The sequence below is a fragment of the Sphingomonas sp. CFBP 13728 genome (assembly GCF_014841895.1).
Lineage (GTDB): Bacteria > Pseudomonadota > Alphaproteobacteria > Sphingomonadales > Sphingomonadaceae > Sphingomonas.
Genome location: NZ_JACYUS010000001.1, coordinates 1,729,504 through 1,747,400, shown reverse-complemented (window position 1 = coordinate 1,747,400; position 17,897 = coordinate 1,729,504). Strand labels below are relative to the sequence as shown.

At 66.9% G+C, this 17,897-nt stretch carries 9 protein-coding genes; 7 read left to right on the top strand and 2 right to left on the bottom strand.

The window, feature by feature from the left end:
• Positions 1-4 precede the first annotated feature (4 nt).
• The 3 genes from IFT67_RS07840 to IFT67_RS07830 all read left to right on the top strand — a co-directional run bounded on the left by IFT67_RS07840 (position 5) and on the right by IFT67_RS07830 (position 7,233).
• Positions 5-3,541 (top strand): hydantoinase B/oxoprolinase family protein, encoded by a 3,537-nt coding sequence (locus IFT67_RS07840; RefSeq protein WP_192146022.1) that lies wholly within the window; start codon positions 5-7, stop codon positions 3,539-3,541.
• Positions 3,542-3,691: 150 nt separating this feature from the next.
• Positions 3,692-5,995: a glycoside hydrolase family 3 C-terminal domain-containing protein gene (locus IFT67_RS07835; RefSeq protein WP_192146020.1), complete on the top strand. Its 2,304-nt coding sequence runs from the start codon at positions 3,692-3,694 to the stop codon at positions 5,993-5,995.
• Positions 5,992-7,233, top strand: coding sequence for a glycoside hydrolase family 27 protein (locus tag IFT67_RS07830; RefSeq protein ID WP_342450579.1), 1,242 nt, complete (start codon positions 5,992-5,994; stop codon positions 7,231-7,233). The genes IFT67_RS07835 and IFT67_RS07830 overlap by 4 nt, the downstream gene beginning before the upstream one ends.
• Before the next feature lie 333 nt (positions 7,234-7,566).
• Here the strand turns inward: IFT67_RS07830 and IFT67_RS07825 are convergent, their stop codons facing one another.
• Together IFT67_RS07825 and IFT67_RS07815 are read right to left on the bottom strand one after the other, a co-directional pair.
• Positions 7,567-9,381 (bottom strand): DUF885 domain-containing protein, encoded by a 1,815-nt coding sequence (locus tag IFT67_RS07825; RefSeq protein ID WP_192146018.1) that lies wholly within the window; start codon positions 9,379-9,381, stop codon positions 7,567-7,569.
• Between the two features lie 435 nt (positions 9,382-9,816).
• Entirely contained in the window at positions 9,817-10,905 is a 1,089-nt protein-coding gene (locus IFT67_RS07815) for a mannose-1-phosphate guanylyltransferase/mannose-6-phosphate isomerase (RefSeq protein ID WP_192146014.1), read from the bottom strand.
• 162 nt (positions 10,906-11,067) lie between these two features.
• Between IFT67_RS07815 and IFT67_RS07810 the strand changes: the two genes are divergently transcribed.
• The 4 genes from IFT67_RS07810 to IFT67_RS07795 are packed head-to-tail and all read left to right on the top strand — an operon-like array spanning position 11,068 to position 17,896.
• A complete protein-coding gene (locus IFT67_RS07810) occupies positions 11,068-12,456 on the top strand; it encodes a TIGR03013 family XrtA/PEP-CTERM system glycosyltransferase (RefSeq protein ID WP_192146012.1) in 1,389 nt (462 codons plus the stop codon).
• A gap of 7 nt (positions 12,457-12,463) precedes the next feature.
• Positions 12,464-14,512, top strand: coding sequence for an XrtA/PEP-CTERM system histidine kinase PrsK (prsK, locus tag IFT67_RS07805; RefSeq protein ID WP_244647199.1), 2,049 nt, complete (start codon positions 12,464-12,466; stop codon positions 14,510-14,512).
• Positions 14,509-15,879 (top strand): PEP-CTERM-box response regulator transcription factor, encoded by a 1,371-nt coding sequence (gene prsR / locus IFT67_RS07800; RefSeq protein ID WP_192146010.1) that lies wholly within the window; start codon positions 14,509-14,511, stop codon positions 15,877-15,879. The genes prsK and prsR overlap by 4 nt, the downstream gene beginning before the upstream one ends.
• Positions 15,863-17,896: a tetratricopeptide repeat protein gene (locus IFT67_RS07795; protein WP_244647198.1), complete on the top strand. Its 2,034-nt coding sequence runs from the start codon at positions 15,863-15,865 to the stop codon at positions 17,894-17,896. The genes prsR and IFT67_RS07795 overlap by 17 nt, the downstream gene beginning before the upstream one ends.
• The last annotated feature ends 1 nt before the right edge of the window (position 17,897 follow it).

Below are 17,897 nucleotides of genomic sequence, written 5' to 3'. Positions count from 1 at the left end.
ACCGATGACCACATGGCAGTTCTGGATCGATCGCGGCGGCACGTTCACCGACGTCGTCGCGCGGCAACCGGACGGACGGATCGTCACCGCCAAGCTGCTGTCGGAAGATCCCGAGCGCTATGATGATGCGGCGGTCGAGGCGATCCGGCGGCTGACGGATGGCGCGGACGTGCCGCTCGAACTGCGGATCGGGACGACGGTCGCGACCAACGCGCTGCTCGAGCGCAAGGGCGAGCCGACGTGTCTCGCGATCACCCGCGGGTTCGGCGATGCGCTGCTGATCGGCCACCAGGAACGGCCCGACATCTTCGCGCGCGACGTGAACCGCCCGCCGCCGCTGTTCGCGCATGTCGTGGAGATCGATGAGCGGGTCGGGGCGGACGGCGATGTGCTCCGTCCGCTCGACGTCGACGCGGCCCGCACGGGCTTGCAGGCAGCATTCGAGAGCGGGCTGCGCGCGGTCGCGGTTGTTCTGGTGCACGGCTATCGCTTCACCGCGCACGAGGAAGCGCTGGCGGCAATCGCAACCGAGATCGGCTTCACCCAAATCTCGGTCAGTCACCGCGTCGCGCCGCTCATAAAGCTGATCGGGCGCGGCGATACGACGGTCGTCGATGCGTATCTGTCGCCGGTCGTCGATCGTTATGTCGCGGGCCTGAGCGACGCGCTGGGGCAGGGCGCGCTGTTCATGCAGTCGTCGGGAGGACTGGTCGACGGCGCAGGCTTTCGCGGCAAGGACGCGATCCTGTCGGGGCCGGCGGGCGGGATCGTCGGCATGGCCGCGACCGCGCGCGAGGCCGGGTTCGAACAGATCATCGGTTTCGACATGGGCGGCACCTCGACCGATGTCTCGCACTACGCCGGCACGTACGAACGCGACACCGAAACGCTGATCGCCGGCGCCCGCATCCGCGCGCCGATGCTGCGGATCCACACGGTGGCGGCAGGCGGCGGCTCGATCTGTCGGTTCGATGGCGAGCGGTTGATCGTCGGCCCCGAGAGCGCAGGCGCGGTGCCGGGGCCGGCGTGTTACCGCCGCGGTGGGCCGCTGACGGTGACAGACTGCAACGTGATGCTCGGCAAGGTTCGCCCCGAATTCTTCCCGGCGCTGTTCGGATCGGCAGGCGACCAGCCGCTCGATGCCGAGGCGGTTACCGCCCGGTTCGCGGAATTGCCGCTCGATCCGCAGGTCGCCGCCGAAGGGTTCGTCGCGGTCGCGGTGGCGAACATGGCGAATGCGATCCGCACGATTTCCGTCGCGCGCGGGCATGACGTCACGCGCTACACGCTCGCCTGCTTCGGTGGAGCCGGAGGGCAGCATGCGTGCCTCGTCGCGGATGCGCTGGCGATGGACCGGGTGATGATCCACCCGCTGGCCGGCGTGCTGTCGGCATACGGAATGGGGCTGGCCGATCGCCGGGTTCTCCGCGAGGCGACCTCGGGTGCTGCGTTCGCTGACTATGTCCCGATCACGCAGGCGCTGGACGGTCTGGCGGAAGCAGCGCGCGACGCCCTGATGGCGCAGGGCGTCACGGCGGACGACGTCCGGATCGAGCGGCGCGTGCATCTGCGCCGAGGCCAGACCGACCACACCATCGAACTCGATCTCGACGAACCGGCCGCAATGATCGCCGCGTTCGACGCCGCGCATATCGTGCAGTTCGGCTTTGCCAGCGAAGCACCGCTGATCGCCGACCGTATCGTTGCCGAAGCCATCGCCGAGAGTCCGCCGATTGCCGCCGCGCTCGTCGCGTTCCCCGAAGAGCCAGCCGCGCCCCTGTCCGTCGCCCCCGTCTATATGGCCGGCGCATGGCACGACACGCCCGTCCTGGCGCGCGAAGGCCTACCCGCCGGCCACGCCATCGACGGACCCGCTCTGATCCTCGACAGCGTCTCGACCACCATCGTCGAGCCCGGCTGGCGCGCGCGCGTCGATCCGATCGGCAATCTGATCCTCGACCGGATCGCACCTCGCGTCGGCGCCAGCATCGGCACCGAATCCGACCCGGTTCGCCTCGCCATCTTCGCCGGTCTGTTCATGAGCATCGCCGAGGAGATGGGCGCCGCGCTCCAGCGCTCCGCCGCATCGGTCAACATCCGCGAACGGCTCGACTTCAGTTGTGCTCTGTTCGACGCGCACGGCAATCTCGTCGCCAACGCGCCGCACATCCCCGTCCATCTGGGCTCGATGGGCGAAAGCATCCGCACGATCATCGACGCGCGCGGCGGCGGCGCAGACGGCCGCGGTATCCGCCGAGGCGACGCCTATGCGCTCAACGCGCCGTATCGCGGCGGCACGCACCTCCCCGACATCACCGTCATCATACCGGTGTTCGCGGATGACGGCGATGCGCCCGTGTTCTTCGTAGCCGCTCGCGGCCATCACGCGGACGTCGGCGGGATCACCCCCGGATCGATGCCGCCCGAAAGCCGCTCGGTCGAGGAAGAAGGCGTGCTGCTCGACGACGTGCTGGTGGTCGACGAAGGGCGTTTCCTCGAAGCCGAACTCCGCGCTGTGTTCGCCAGCGGCCCCTATCCCGCCCGCAACATCGACCAGAACATCGCCGATCTCGCCGCGCAGTTAGCAGCCTGCACGCGCGGCGCGATTGGTCTCACACGACTCGCGAACGAGTACGGCACCGACGTCGTCGCGGCCTACATGGAGCACGTTCAGGCCAACGCCGACGCCGCCGTCCGCCGCCTGATCGCGACGCTCGACGACGGCACGTTCGCCTACGAGATGGACGATGGCGCCGTCGTCCGCGTAGCGGTCCGCGTCGATCGCGATGCCGCGACGATGGAGGTCGACTTCGCCGGCACCAGCGAGCAGCGCCCGACCAACTTCAACGCCCCCGTCTCGATCGTCCGCGCGGCGGTGCTCTACGTCGTCCGTGCGCTGATCGACGAGGCCGTCCCGCTTAACGACGGCTGCCTGCGCGGTGTCACGATCCGCGTCCCCGAAGGCTCGATGCTCAACCCGCGCTATCCGGCTGCGGTCGTCGCGGGCAACGTCGAAACGAGCCAGGTGGTCACCGACGCGCTGTTCGGCGCACTCGGCGCGATGGCCGCGAGCCAGGGGACGATGAACAACTTCACTTTCGGCAACGACACGCACCAATATTACGAGACGATTGCTGGCGGCGCAGGCGCGGGCCCCGGCTTCGACGGCGCCTCGGTGATCCAGACGCACATGACCAACAGCCGGCTGACCGACCCGGAAATCTTCGAAACGCGCTTTCCGGTATTGCTGGAAGAATTCGCGATCCGCCGCGGCTCTGGCGGCGCGGGCGCACACCACGGCGGCGACGGGGCAACGCGGCGCGTACGCTTCCTCGAAGACATGACCGCCTGCATCCTCGCCAACCGCCGCCGCGTACCACCGTTCGGGATGGCTGGCGGCGCAAGCGGAGGGCGGGGCTCGGCGACCGTCGAGCGCGCCGACGGCGGCGTCGAGCACCTTGGCTCCACCGCCAAGGTCGACATGCACGCCGACGACGTGTTCGTGATCGAGACGCCCGGCGGCGGCGGTTTCGGCGCGTAGAGCGTCAGCGAAGCCGTCATCGCTCCTGGGACGATCCCGCCTTCGACATCCGGATATTCATTTACCGGATTCGGATCGACCACCGGTTGTGCTCGGACCGGAGACACGGCACACCGCGATCCAATTCGTCGTATAATTCAGGTGAGGCCCATGACCGTTTCCCACTCCCGCCGCGTGCTCGTCCGATTGCTGGCGGGATCGGTCCTGGCGCTATCTGCTCCGATCGCGGCGCAGACGACCAACAACGCGCCCGGCGCGGCGGCGGCGCGGACCGAGGCCCCCAAGGCGCGGCCGTGGATGAACACCGCGCTGAGCGCCGATGCGCGTGTCGACCTGCTCCTCAAGGAGATGACGCTCGACGAGAAGCTGCAACTCACCTTCGGCTATTTCGCGACCACCGCCGACTGGCAGAAGACGCCGATCAAGAATTTCGTCTATCCCAAGGACGGCCTGCCCGCGTCCGCTGGGATCGTGCCGGGCATCCCGCGGCTTGGCATTCCGAACCAGTGGCAGACCGATGCCGGCGTCGGCGTTGCCAGCCAGCGCGGGCCGACGCCGCGGCTGCGCACCTCCCTGCCGTCGGGGATCGCGACCGCATCGACCTGGAACCCGGACCTCGCACAGGCGGGCGGTGCGATGATCGGCAACGAGGCGTTCCTGTCGGGCTTTAACGTCCAGCTCGCGGGTGGGATGAATCTCACGAGGGAGCCGCGGAACGGGCGCAATTTCGAATATGGCGGCGAGGATCCGTTCCTGGCCGGAATCATCACCGGGCACGAGATCAAGGGAATCCAGTCGCAGCACGTCGTCTCGACGATGAAGCACTACGCCTTCAACGGGCAGGAGACGAACCGCTTCACGATGGACCACAGGATCGGCGAACAGGCCGCGCGCCAGTCCGACCTGCTCGCGTTCGAGATCGCCAACGAGGTCGGCCAGCCGGGCTCCGTCATGTGCTCGTACAACCGCGTGAACGGCCATTATGCGTGCGAGAACGACTGGCTGCTCAACACCGTGCTGAAGCGCGACTGGGGTTTCAAGGGCTATGTCATGTCCGACTGGGGCGCAGTGCATTCGACCAGCGAGGCGGCCAATGCCGGGCTCGACCAGCAATCCGGGTGGGCGTTCGATCGCGCACCGTATTTCGCGGACGCGCTGCGCGAGGCGGTCAACAACGGTCATGTGACCGAAGCGCGCGCGACCGACATGGCACGCCGTATATTGTGGGGCATGGTGTCGGTCGGCGCGTTCGATACGGTAGTGAACGGCGATCAGGTGACCAAGATCGACTACGCCGCGCACGCCGCGGTGACGCGCGCGGATGCGGAGGAGGGCATCGTCCTCCTCAAGAACACCGCCGGGCTGCTGCCGATCGCCAAGTCGGCCAAGTCGATCCTGCTGATCGGCGCACATGCGGATGTCGGCGTGCTGTCGGGCGGCGGCTCGTCCCAGGTCTATTCGCACAATGCCCCGACCAATGGCCTGATCGTGGCGGACGAGTTCCCGAGCGGTTTCCCCGGCCCCAAGACGTATCACGCGTCGTCGCCGATGAAGGCACTGCAGGCGGCGACCGGCGCGACCGTGACCTATCTCGATGGCAAGGACGTCAAGGCGGCCGCTGCGGCGGCGCGGAAAGCGGATGTCGTCGTCGTGTTCGGCGAGCAGTGGACCGGCGAGTCGATCGACGCGCCCGACCTGAATCTGCCGGACGGCCAGAACGCGCTGATCGATGCGGTCGCGCGCGCGAACGCGAAGACGGTGGTCGTGCTCGAAACCGGCGGGCCGGTGGTGATGCCGTGGCTCGGCAAGGTCGGCGCAGTGCTGGAGGCGTGGTATCCCGGCACGGCGGGCGGCGAGGCGATCGCGCGCGTGCTGACCGGCGAGGTCAATCCGTCGGGGCATCTACCCGCGACCTTCCCCGCGTCGCTCGCGCAGACCCCGCGGCCCGTGCTGGAGGGCGATCCGAAGCTCGACCGCGATGCGCATCCGATGGGCAATTACGATATCGAGGGCGCGGCGGTCGGCTATAAATGGTTCGACAAGACCGGCGCCAAGCCGTTGTTTCCGTTCGGCTACGGACTTTCCTATACCAATTTCGCAATGAGCGGTCTGACGGCCGCGCCCGAGGGCAAGGGTATTAAGGCCGGCTTCTCGGTGAAGAACACCGGTACGGTGCAGGGCAAGGCGGTCGCGCAGGTCTATGTGTCGGGCGCAGGCTGGGAAGCGCCGAAGCGTCTGGGGGCGTTCAGCAAGGTCGATCTCGCGCCCGGCAGCGATCGATCGGTGTCGGTGACGATCGATCCGCGCCTGCTTGCGACGTTCGACACGACGACCGGCGGCTGGAAGATCGCGGGCGGCGACTACAAGGTGATGCTCGCCACCTCGGCCACCGACATCGTCCAGACGGTGACGGTGCGCGTGGCCGCGCAGACGCTCGATCGCAGCGGCAAGTGAGCCGCCGTTTCGCGCGACTGCTGCTCGCGCTGTGTGCGGCGATGTCGAGCACGCTCGCGGCGGCGCAGGACCAGCTCGTCGATCCCAACACCGTGCGCCCATCGCGCGAGGCCGGGCGGACCGCCAACGGCCTCGCGATGACGCCGCCGATGGGGTGGAACAGCTGGAACAAACACGGCTGCAAGGTCACCGAACAGGTGATCCGCGACACCGCCGACGCGATCGTCGCAAACGGCATGAAGGCGGCGGGATACGGCTATGTCGTGATCGACGATTGCTGGCACGGCGACCGTGACAAGGACGGCTTCATCACCGCCGACGCAACCAAGTTCCCGTCGGGGATCAAGGCGTTGGCGGACTACGTCCATGCGAAGGGCCTGAAGTTCGGGATCTACTCCGATGCCGGGCGAAAGACCTGCGGCGGGCGCCCCGGCAGCCAGGGACACGAGTACCAGGACGCGCTGACCTATGCGCGCTGGGGCGTCGATTACCTCAAATACGACTGGTGCTCGACCGGCGTGCGCAATGCGGAGGAGGCGTATGCGCTGATGTCCGACGCGATCCGCGCAACCGGTAGGCCGATGCTGCTCTCGATCTGCGAATGGGGCAACAACCGCCCGTGGGAATGGGGCGCGAAGATCGGCAACATGTGGCGTACCACCGGCGACATCCGCGATGCGTGGGCGGGGCCGGTGACCTATTCGCTCGGCATGATGGACATCGTCGACAAGAACGAGCCGCTTTATCCGTTCGCGGGGCCGGGCCACTGGAACGATCCGGACATGCTCGAGGTCGGCAATGGCGGGATGACCGACACCGAATATCGCGCGCATTTCAGCCTGTGGGCGATGATGGCGGCACCGCTGATCGCGGGCAACGACGTCGCGAAGATGGACGGCCCGACGCGCGCGATCCTGCTGAATGCGGACGTGATCGCGGTCGATCAGGATGCGCTCGGGATGCAGGGGCGGCGGGTCCGCGACGATGGCGATCACGAGGTCTGGGCGCGACCGTTGGCGGATGGAAGCCGGGCGGTGCTGTTGCTGAATCGGGGAACGACGCCGGCCGAGATCGCGGTAGCATGGCCGGAGATCGGCTACACGACGGCGATGGCATCGGACGTGCGCGATCTTTGGTCGGGGAGGACGCGGCGCCTGCGGGAGGGACGGTTCTCGGCGATGGTCCCGCCGCACGGCGTTGTGATGGTGAAGGTGACGCCGTCGGGTTCGAGAAACTAGGGAGGCGATTGCCTGACCCATCGACTTCCGTTCTTTCCCTTCGTTTTGAGTAGCCATCGAGTCGCTCCACCGGAGCGCCTGAAGACGGCGTATCGAAGGATGGTCGCTTGGAACCTTATACCTCGATACGATGCTGGCGCAGCGTCTCGGCATCTACTTGGCACGAACTGTAACAGGACAATGAATGGGAGGTGGAGATGTCCTCCCCCGACAGGGGGAGGTGGCTGGCTTTAGCCAGACGGAGGGGGAGGTAAGGAACAACCCCGGTTCCGTGTCCTCCCCCTCCGTCACCTTCGGCGCCACCTCCCCCTCGCGGGGGAGGATAGCCAAGTCTCAGCCCTTGGCCTTTATCACCGCGATCCGCTCGTCGACCCGGCGTTCCAGGATGGTCAGCGGCATCGCGCCTTCCTTCAGGATGTCGTGGAACTGCTTCAGGTCGAACGTGTCGCCCAATGCGGCCTTCGCCTTCACCCGCGCCCGCGTCCATGCCATGTGGCCGACCTTGTAGCTGCAAGCCTGACCTGCCTGCGTGCAATAGCGCTCGACCTCGCGCTGCGTCCGCGGTCGCGCAAAGCCGGTCGTCGCGACCATATAGTCGGTCGCCTTCTCGCGGCTCCAGCGTTTCGCGTGAATGCCGGTATCGACCACCAGACGCGTCGCGCGGAACAGGAACGACTGGAGATAGCCTGCGCGCTCCAGCGGCGATGCATACGCACCGAGCTCGTCGGCCAGCTGCTCCGCATACAGCGCCCAGCCCTCCGAATAGGCGGAGAAGAAGCCGATCTTCCGCAGCGTCGGAATGTCCTTCGATTCCTGCGCAAGGCTGATCTGGAGGTGATGCCCGGGCACGCCCTCATGATAGGTCAGCGACGGCAGCGTGTATTTCGGCCAGTCGCCGACGTCCTTCAGGTTGACGAAGTAGATTGCCGGGCGGCTGCCATCGAGCGAGGCACGGTTGTAATAGCCGTTCGACGCGCCGTCCTGGATCTCGACCGGCACCGCGCGGATTTCGAGCGGCTGTGTCGGCACTTCCGAGAACGCCTGGGGAAGCTTAGCGTACATCGCCTTGATGCCGTCGTTCAGCCCGGCGATCAGCTCGGTGCGCCCCTCCGCGGTGTTCGCGTAAAGCTGGTCCGGCGTCACGTTGAGCTTCGCCAGCCGCTCGCCGACCGTGCCGGTCGTGAAGCCCTGCGATTTCAGGATCGTGTCGAGCTGCGCGGTGATCTCGGCGACCTGAGCGAGGCCGATGCGGTGGACCTCGTCGGGGCTCATCGTCGTCGTGGTCGCCTGGTTGAGCGCCATCGCATAGATCGCGTCGCCGTTCGGCACGCGCCATATCCCGTCGCCGGGCTTGGTGGTCGGCTTCAACCGCTCGATCAGCGCGATCTGGCGGTCGAGCGCGGGATAGACCTTGCCGTCGACGATCTTCGAAGCGCGCGCCTGCCAGTCGCCGGCAAGACCCTTGGCCGCGGCGCGCTTGACCAATGACTGGACGATGCTCGACGTCGCGGCCGGCTGGCTCCGCAGTTTCCGCATCTGTCCCAGCGTCAGGTCGAGCGACCAGCCGGGTGCGAGCAGGCCGCGTGCCGCCTCGGCCTGCTGCATCGCGCTTTCCTGATCGAGCACCGTGCCGAACTGATCGAGCCGGGACAGATACGCCTCCGCATCCGGGGTAGCGTTGATCGTGTGTGCGGTGTTGAGGAAGTCGGGCACCTGGAAATAGGCGCCGCCCTGCTGGAAGATCCGGTAGGGGCGGATCGGGCTGTCCATGCCGAACTTCTCGGGCGCGGCGATCTGCGTGTTGAGCGAATAGCGGACGACTTCGAGGTTGAGCTTGGCCGCGGGCGACAGGCCTGCGCCGTCGTAGCGGGCCAGGCTGGCGAGCGCTGCCTTGGTCTCGCTCACGTCGCGTGCGCGCTTTTCCGGCGTGCGCGGCGAAAGCTGGCTCTTCAGGCCCGCGAGAGGCCCCTTGTCGAGACCCAGCGATGTCGCGAGTTCGGGCGACCGGGCGACGCTCGCCTGGAATATCCGCTCGAAATCGGCGTTGAGCGCGGTGTCGCCGCTCGACTGTGCGAAGGCCGACGACGGCAACAACGTGGTGGCAAGTGCGGCGACGCCGCCCGATGCGAGGAACTGGCGACGATCCATGACGAACTCTCCCGTGAACTTTCGCGCATCTAAGCCGATCGCCGCGCGGACCGCCAGCGCTTCGGGATCGGAATTTCGGCGCGTCTGCGACCGGAACCGGCGTGGAAGATGAGTCCGTTGCGAAACCGCCGGAACAAGCGCGGATATCGTCGGTTTGACCCGAGAGCCCGGCGGTGTCCTTACCCCCGAAGGATGCCGTCGGGTGTATGCGTAGGTGAGGTAGACGTGCGAAACGAGACATCCAGGCGTGAAGCCGGCGCACGATTGCACGATGTCGGCGAAACGCTGCGTTCAACTTGGCAGACGCCGACGGACACGATGATCACCGAAGACATCCCGACGCTGCTGACGCGCCTGTCTCAGGTGCCGAAGACGCGCAGGAAACCGTAATTCGACCGGCCCGGCGTGCAGCCGGACCGATCTTGCATCCCGACCTCAGCTGGTCGGTGATGCCTTCTTCGCAGAGTCCTTCATGGCCTCGATCAGCTTCTTCACTTCCTGGCTGCGGCCGCGTGGCATGATCAGGACGTCGTTGCCGCTCGCGACCACGATCAGGTCCTCGACCCCGACCATCGAGACGCGAACGCCGTCGCTGCGGACGAAGCAGTTCTTCGTGTCTATCGCGAGCACGTCGCCATCGCCGTGGCTGCGGTGCGCGTTGCCGTCGCTGTCCGTGTCGCTGATCGCGTGGAGTGCGTCCCAGCTGCCGACATCGTTCCAGCCCATCGCGACCGGCACGACCGCGACACGGTCGGCCTTTTCCATCACCGCGTAATCGATCGAGTCGTCGGGCGAGGCTGCGAAGGCGACCGCGTCGGGGTAGATGCGGGTTCCTTCGGTACGTGCCTTGTCCATCGCCTCCTGCGTGGCGGTCAGGATGCCAGGATCGAACTGCGCGAGGGCTTCGAGATAGGCGTCGGCGAGGAACAGGAATATGCCGCCGTTCCAGGCATGATCGCCACTGGCGAGCATCGACTGCGCCTTGTCGAGCGGGGGCTTCTCGACGAACCGCGCGACGCGGTTGACGCCGGGCTGGAGCTCGTCGCCGATCTGGATCCAGCCATAGCCGGTCTCGGGCGCGTCGGGTGCGATGCCGAACGTGACCAGCCACCCTTGCGTGACGAGCGGCATCGCTGCCTCGATCGCCGCGTGGAATGCCGCGACATCGCCGATAACGTGGTCCGACGGCATAACCAGTAACGCGTCGCCGCCCCCCCCCGCCGCAATAGCCGCAAGTGCGATGGCGGGCGCGGTGTTGCGACCGGTGGGCTCGAGGATCAGCGCCTGCGGTGTTGCGCCAGCTTCTGCAAGCTGCTGCTCGACCAGATCGGCGTGGCGCGCGTTGGCAACCACGATAGGCGCGGCAAATCGCTCGCCGAACGCCCGCCCTGCCGTTAGTTGCAGCATCGTCTCATCCGCCGTCAGCGCGAGCATCTGCTTGGGCATTTCAGGGCGGGACATCGGCCAAAGGCGCGTGCCCGATCCGCCTGACAAGATAACGGGAACGATTTTGCGTGCGGTCATGAATCCTCCGAGTGGCGCTGAGCTATAGCGGAGCGGCCACCGGTGCCAATCGCCGAATGTATCGATTGGATGCGCGGTCTTCAGGCTTTTTTCGTGTTTTCCTGCGAAACCAAGCGTTCAGGTGTCGGTAGCATTTACAAATAACCTGTCGGGAAGCGTTGCATGATACGGCTCTTCAAGCATTACGTGCCGCATACCGTGCTTCTGCTCGGGCTGGTCGACATGATCCTGCTGATCGTTTCGGCAGAGCTGGGCTGGGTCGTTCGCGCGCATCAGATCGGGATGCTGGTCGAGCCGATCGCCACCCGGATCGCGCAGTTGCTGACGTTTGCGATCGCGTTGCAGGTCTCGCTGGTCGCGGTCGGGGCGTACGGCGTCGCTTCGTTCCTGTCGCTCCGGTTCGCCGCCGCGCGTCTGGCCGTGGCGCTCGCGCTCGGCGTCATCTTCTTGTCGTTCATCTTTTTTCTGGTTCCCGCACTTACCTTCTGGCGATCGAACCTGCTGTACTCCACCATCATCGCGACCGTGCTGCTCGTCACCGTGCGGGCGTTGCTCGGGAAGACGCTTGGCGGCGAGACGTTCAAGCGTCGCATCATCGTGCTGGGCGCCGGCAAGCGGGCGGCGCAGATACTAGGATTGTCGGAACAGCCCGGCATCAATTTCGTCGTCGCGGCCTTCGTCTCCATGGGGGAGGCGGATGCCGTCGTTGCGACCGTCACGCCGCGCGCCGACATTCCGAACCTGGCGGCGTACATCGTCGATCAGAATGCCAGCGAAGTGGTCCTCGCGCTCGACGAGCGACGCAACGCCTTGCCGATGAAGGATCTGTTGCGGGTCCGCACGACCGGCGTCCAGGTCAGCGAAATTTCCAGCTTTCTCGAACGTGAAACGGGGCGCATCGACCTGAAGAGCGTCAATCCGTCCTGGCTGATCTTCTCCGACGGCTTCGCATCGAGTCGCATGCTGTCGAGCGTCTTCAAGCGTGCGTTCGACATCATCGCGAGCGGGCTGTTGCTGATCGTGACGCTGCCGATCATCTTGCTCACCGCAATCGCCATCAAACTCGAATCGAGGGGCCCGGCCTTCTACCGTCAGCGCCGGGTCGGGCTCTACAACGAGGGCTTCGACATCCTGAAGCTGCGTTCGATGCGGCAGGATGCCGAGGTCGCGGGGACGGCGGTCTGGGCGGCGGAGGACGATCCCCGCATCACCCGGGTCGGTCGTTTCATCCGTAAGGTCCGGATCGACGAACTGCCGCAGACCTGGACCGTGTTGAAGGGCGAGATGAGCTTCGTCGGGCCACGCCCCGAACGCCCGCAGTTCGTCGAGCAACTCGAGGATCAGCTCCCCTTCTATGCCGAGCGGCACATGGTGAAGCCCGGCATCACCGGTTGGGCGCAGATCAACTATCCGTATGGCGCGTCGATCGAGGATGCCCGGCACAAGCTGGAATACGACCTGTATTACGCGAAGAACTACTCGCCGTTCCTCGACATGCTGATCCTGTTGCAGACGTTGCGCGTGGTGCTGTGGCCGGTCGGCGCACGCTGAATACGGCATGATGGCGACGCTCATCCTTTGGAGCCATGCGCTTGCTGCCCTCGTGTTCGGGGGGCTGGGCGTGGCGCAACTTCGCGGCGGCGCAGGGCAATGGCCGCACGGCGCGTTCGTCACGGCCTTGTTCGCGACGAGCCTCTGGGCGTTGGCGGTGGCGGGGATCGATGCCGGCCATGTCGCGCCGCGCATCGCGGAAAGCGTCCGCAATATTGCGTGGCTCGGTTTCATGCTGGCGCTGGTCCGGCGGGATCGGGCCGGGAATTTCGCGCTGGGCACGGTCTATCTGCTGGTCGTCGCGATCGCGGTGATGAGTGCCTTGCTTGCAATAGCGGAAATGGCGCCGATTGACCGCGAGGCCGTGGTGGCGGTCGGCACCGCGCGGCTGGTCTTCCGCATGATGACCGCGGTCAGCGCACTCGTGCTGGTCCACCATCTCTACCAGGCGGCTCCGGCTTCGCGCGGTGGGATCAGGCTGGTCATGCTGGCGCTGGGGGCGATGTGGGGCGCTGATCTTGTGCTGCTCACGCTGTATTATTTTCAGGCCGACTGGGTGTCATGGCTGTCTGCGGTGCGCGGCATGGCGATGGTGGGCGTGGCAGCGGTGTTGATGATCGCGGTGCATCGCAGTGGAGACTGGACGCTCGCGCTGTCGCGGCCGGTGACGATACGGGCGCTCACCGCGATCGGAATCGTGCTGTACGTGGGCATCGTCGCGCTCGCGACCAGCCTCGCCGGTAGCTATGCCGGGCCTTATTCCCGCATTGCACAGACCGCGATCGTGTTCGGCGCGACCACGACCCTCATGACGATGCTGTCGACGCCGTGGTTGCGCGCGTGGACCAAGGTGAAGATCGCCAAGCACCTGTTCCGTCATCGCTATGATTACCGTGCCGAATGGCAGCGTTTCACCGATACGCTGGGCATGTCGGGCACGCAGTTCGATGGTCATCCCGAACCACTCGGAACACGGGTCGTGAAGGCAGTGGCAGATCTGACCGATTCGCCCGGCGGGCTGTTGCTGGTGCCCGATGGCGCATCGCTTGAGGTAAGCACGACGTGGAACTGGCGCGACACGACCGAGAGCGGCGGCGAAGCGTTGGCGCGCTATCTCGGCGATGGCGCGCGTATCATCGAACTCGATCCGGTTCGCACGGGAGATGCACTCCACGAAGAACAGGCTAGCGTTCCGACGTGGCTGTCCGACTGTCGCGACGCCTGGGCGATCGTGCCGCTGCTGCACGGCGGGAACCTGGTCGGTGCGATCGTTCTTGCTCGCCCGCCGGTCGACCGTGCGCTCGACTGGGAGGATTTCGATCTGCTCCGCGTCGCCGGGCGGCAGGCGGCGAGTTATCTGGCGGAGGATCGCGCGCATACCGCGCTGGCGGACGCGGCGCGCTTTGACGAGTTCAATCGCCGCTTCGCGTTCATCCTGCACGACATCAAGAACCTCGTCAGCCAGCTGACACTGGTCGCACGCAATGCCGAACGCCACGCCGACAATCCCGATTTCCGCGTCGACATGATCGCCACTCTCAAGGACTCCTCCGATCGCATGAATGCGCTGCTCGCCCGCCTGTCGCAGCATAATGCCGCGCCCAGCGAACCGCTCCAGCCGGTCGATGTCGGTGCGCTGGTCGAACGCATCGTAGCCGCGCGGAAGAGCCAGCATCCGATCGCGGCACGGGTCGTACCGGCGCTCGCGCTTGGCCATGCGACGCGGCTCGAACAGGTGCTGGGCCACCTCGTCCAGAACGGCATCGAGGCAAGCGGCGTCGACGATCCGATCATGCTGTCGATCGACGCGCAAGGCGACCGCGTGAGGATCGATGTGGTCGACCAGGGCTGCGGCATGACGCCGGGGTTCGTGCGCGACCAGCTCTTCCGTCCGTTCGTTTCGTCCAAGCCGACCGGGTTCGGCATCGGTGCGTTCGAGGCGCGACAACTCGTCCAGGCGATGGGCGGTACGCTGGAGGTCACGAGTCGTGAGGGGCAGGGAACGCGGTTCCGTATCCTGCTGCCCGCCGCGACCGCGATGGAGGCGGCGGCATGAGCGGGGCCACAACCGACAGGGGCCGGCCCGTCCTGTTGATCGTCGAGGACGATGCCGGGCTACAGCGGCAGCTTCGCTGGGCTTATGAAGGGTATCAGATCGTCGTCGCGAGCGATCGCACGCAGGCGCTGGACGCGGTGCGCGCGCATGAGCCGGCGGTCGTGACGCTCGATCTCGGCCTGCCGCCCGACCCCGACGGCGTGAGCGAGGGCTTTGCGACGCTGCGCGACATCCTGGCGATGAAGCCCGACACCAAGGTGATCGTCGCATCCGGGCACGGTGCCCGCGAAAGCGCGTTGCAGGCGATCGCCGATGGTGCCTGGGATTTCTACGCCAAGCCGATCGACATCGACGCGCTGGGCATGATCGTCGGCCGCGCCTTCCACGTCCATGCGCTCGAAGCTGAAAACCGCCGGCTTGCAGCACGCGTCGAGGCAGGCGGGTTCGGTGGTCTCATCAGCGCCTCGCCCGAAATGGCGGTGGTTACGCGGACGCTGGAGCGGGTCGCCCCCGCGAACGTGTCGGTGATGCTGCTCGGTGCCAGCGGCACCGGCAAGGAATTGCTCGCACGGGGACTGCACGACGCATCGCCGCGATCGCGGGGAAGTTTCGTCGCGATCAACTGCGCGGCGATCCCGGAAACCCTGCTCGAAAGCGAATTGTTCGGACACGAGAAGGGCGCGTTCACCGGCGCGATCAAGACCGTCCAGGGCAAGATCGAACAGGCGGCCGGCGGCACGCTGTTCCTCGACGAGATCGGCGACGTGCCTTTCGCGCTGCAGGTCAAGCTGTTGCGGTTCCTCCAGGAGCGGGTGATCGAGCGCGTCGGCGGACGCAAGGCGATCCCCGTCGACACGCGGATCGTGTGTGCGACTCATCAGAATGTCGACGCGATGGTCGCCGACGGCCGCCTCCGCGAAGACCTGTATTACCGGCTTGCGGAGATCGTCGTGCGAATTCCCCGGCTGGCCGACCGGACCGGCGACGCGGTATTGCTCGCACGCCACTTCGTGACGCGCTACGCCGTGGCCATGAACCCCGTCGTCACCGGCCTTGCTCCCGACGCGCGCGCTGCGATCGATGGCTGGGGCTGGCCGGGCAACGTCCGCGAACTGGAGAACCGGATCAAGCGCGCGGTGATCATGGCGGACGGCAAGCTGGTCACCGCGACCGATCTTGACCTCGACGGCAAGGCGGAGGAGGCTGCCGCGCTGAACCTGCGCGCCGCCCGCGAACTTGCCGATCGCAAGGCCATTCGCCAAGCGCTGGTCCGCGCCGACGGCAACATTTCCGGCGCGTCCCGTCTGCTCGGAATCAGCCGGCCGACGCTGTACGATCTGCTCAAGAGCTATGATCTTCATGTCTGAGGCCGTGTCTGGATCGGGCGCTCGGGCAAGCCGCTATCCGCTGCTGCGTCGCAAGCGGCGGCGGCGCGTGAAGTTGCCCGCCATCCTGACGGGCAATCGCGCAAGGATCCTCGCGATCGCCCTGCTGAGCCTGGCGCTCGTCGCCGTCGCGATCGGTCTGGCTCTGCGTCCGCCACCGCCCAATGCGCGCCGGTTGCTCATCGACAGCCTGAACACGCTGAATGCCGGGAATTACAGCGCTGCCCGGACCAACGCGCAGCACGCGATTGCCGCCGAACCCAGGCTTGCTCTCGCGCATGCCGTGCTTGCCCGCGCCTATCTCGAGCTCGGTGACGGGCTGGCCGCGGAAGCAGAACTGGCGCGGGCGACGGATGCCGGGCTGTCCGTCGATCGCCTTCATCAGCTGTTGGGGCATGCACGGCTGCTGCAAGGCGATGCCGACGGCGCACTCGACGAAGCCGCCGAGGCGCTGCCGCGCTATGCCGGTTATGCCGCAAGGATTCAGGCGCGTGCGCTCGCGTCGCAAGGCGATGGCGTCCAGGCGCAGGCGGTGCTTCGCGCGCTGCTCGATCGCGCGCCGAACGATGCGGCGGCATGGACCGATCTCGGGCGCATCCGGCTGACCGCCGGCGATGTCGGCGGCGCGTCGGTTGCAGCGTCGCGTGCTGCGACGCTCGCCCCGCGCGAGCCTGCCGCGCTGACCTTGCAAGGCGAGGTCGTCCGTAGCCGTTACGGTCTGGTCGCCGCGCTGCCATGGTTCACGGCGGCGTTGCGGAGCGATGCTTATTATCACCCCGCCCTGATCGAATACGCCGCGACGCTGGGCGAACTGGGTCGCAACGCCGAGATGCTGGGCGCCACCCGCGATGCGCTGCTGGCGCGACCGGGCAGTCCACAGGCGCTGTATCTTCAGGCGGTGCTCGCCGCGCGTGCCGGCCGGACCACATTGGCGCGCACATTGCTGCAACGGACCGGGGGCGCGATTGCGGGCCTGCCGGGTTCGCTCCTGCTGTCGGGCAGTCTGGACTATGCGGAGGGCAAGCCGGAGCAAGCTGTCGCCGCATGGCGGCGGCTGGTCGCGGTGCAGCCCTTGAACGTCACCGCACGGCAATTGCTCGGCGCCGCATTGCTCCGTTCGGGCAACCCCCGCGAGGCGCTCGATGCGTTGCGACCGATCGGACTGCGTGCCGACGCGGACAGTTATTCGCTGACCCTGATCGCGCGCGGGTTCGAAGCGGTCGGCGATCAGGCGTCCGCTGCGCAGTACCTCGATCGGGCAGCGACGGGGCCGATCGCGCCGGCTGCGACATTTGTCACCGACGATGCGGTCGGTGCGCTGATGGCGGACGCCGACGGCGCGGTCGGCGACCCGACCTATGTGTTGGGCGTGATTCGCGGTCTGGTCACGCGTGGCGACTTTGGCGAGGCCGTAGCGCGCGCGCGGGCGCTGGCCGTATCGACGCCTGGCGCGCCCGCGGCGCAACTGGCGCTAGGGGATTCACTGGCCGCCGGGGGACGCTACGGCGAAGCGGCCGGCGCGTACGCCCGCGCGGCCGACCTGTCGTTCGACGAACCAACCATGCTGCGTCTGGTCGACGCGCTCGGCCGTGCCGGGCGGGCGGAAGATGCAAGCGCGGCACTCGCGCTGTATCTGTCACAGAATCCGCAAAGCCTGGCGGGACTGCGGCTGCTCGGACATTGGCAGGTCGCGTCCGGCGACTGGGACGCTGCGATCGAAACGCTGGAAGGGGTACGGCGCCGCGTCGGCAATCGTGACGGCGGCGTGCTGGTCGACCTCGCGCTGGCTTATGCCGGCAGCGACGACGGCGCGATCGCGGTGCGATACGGGCGAGCCGCCTACGGACTGTCGCCGATGAACGCGGCGGCGGCGGATGCTTATGGGGTCGCCCTGGCCTCAGACGGCAATCTCGACGGCGCACGGCAATTGCTGGTCAAGGCGACTCGACTGGCACCCGGCAATGCCGCGATCACGGATCATCTTCGCCAGCTCCGCTGAA

Excerpts from the sequence above, each read along its gene's own strand:
- IFT67_RS07840 (WP_192146022.1), top strand. The coding sequence starts at position 5 with ATGACCACATGGCAGTTCTGGATCGATCGCGGCGGCACGTTCACCGAC.
- IFT67_RS07835 (WP_192146020.1), top strand. The coding sequence starts at position 3,692 with ATGACCGTTTCCCACTCCCGCCGCGTGCTCGTCCGATTGCTGGCGGGA.
- IFT67_RS07825 (WP_192146018.1), bottom strand. The coding sequence starts at position 9,381 with ATGGATCGTCGCCAGTTCCTCGCATCGGGCGGCGTCGCCGCACTTGCC.
- IFT67_RS07815 (WP_192146014.1), bottom strand. The coding sequence starts at position 10,905 with ATGACCGCACGCAAAATCGTTCCCGTTATCTTGTCAGGCGGATCGGGC.
- IFT67_RS07810 (WP_192146012.1), top strand. The coding sequence starts at position 11,068 with ATGATACGGCTCTTCAAGCATTACGTGCCGCATACCGTGCTTCTGCTC.
- prsK (WP_244647199.1), top strand. The coding sequence starts at position 12,464 with ATGATGGCGACGCTCATCCTTTGGAGCCATGCGCTTGCTGCCCTCGTG.
- prsR (WP_192146010.1), top strand. The coding sequence starts at position 14,509 with ATGAGCGGGGCCACAACCGACAGGGGCCGGCCCGTCCTGTTGATCGTC.
- IFT67_RS07795 (WP_244647198.1), top strand. The coding sequence starts at position 15,863 with ATGATCTTCATGTCTGAGGCCGTGTCTGGATCGGGCGCTCGGGCAAGC.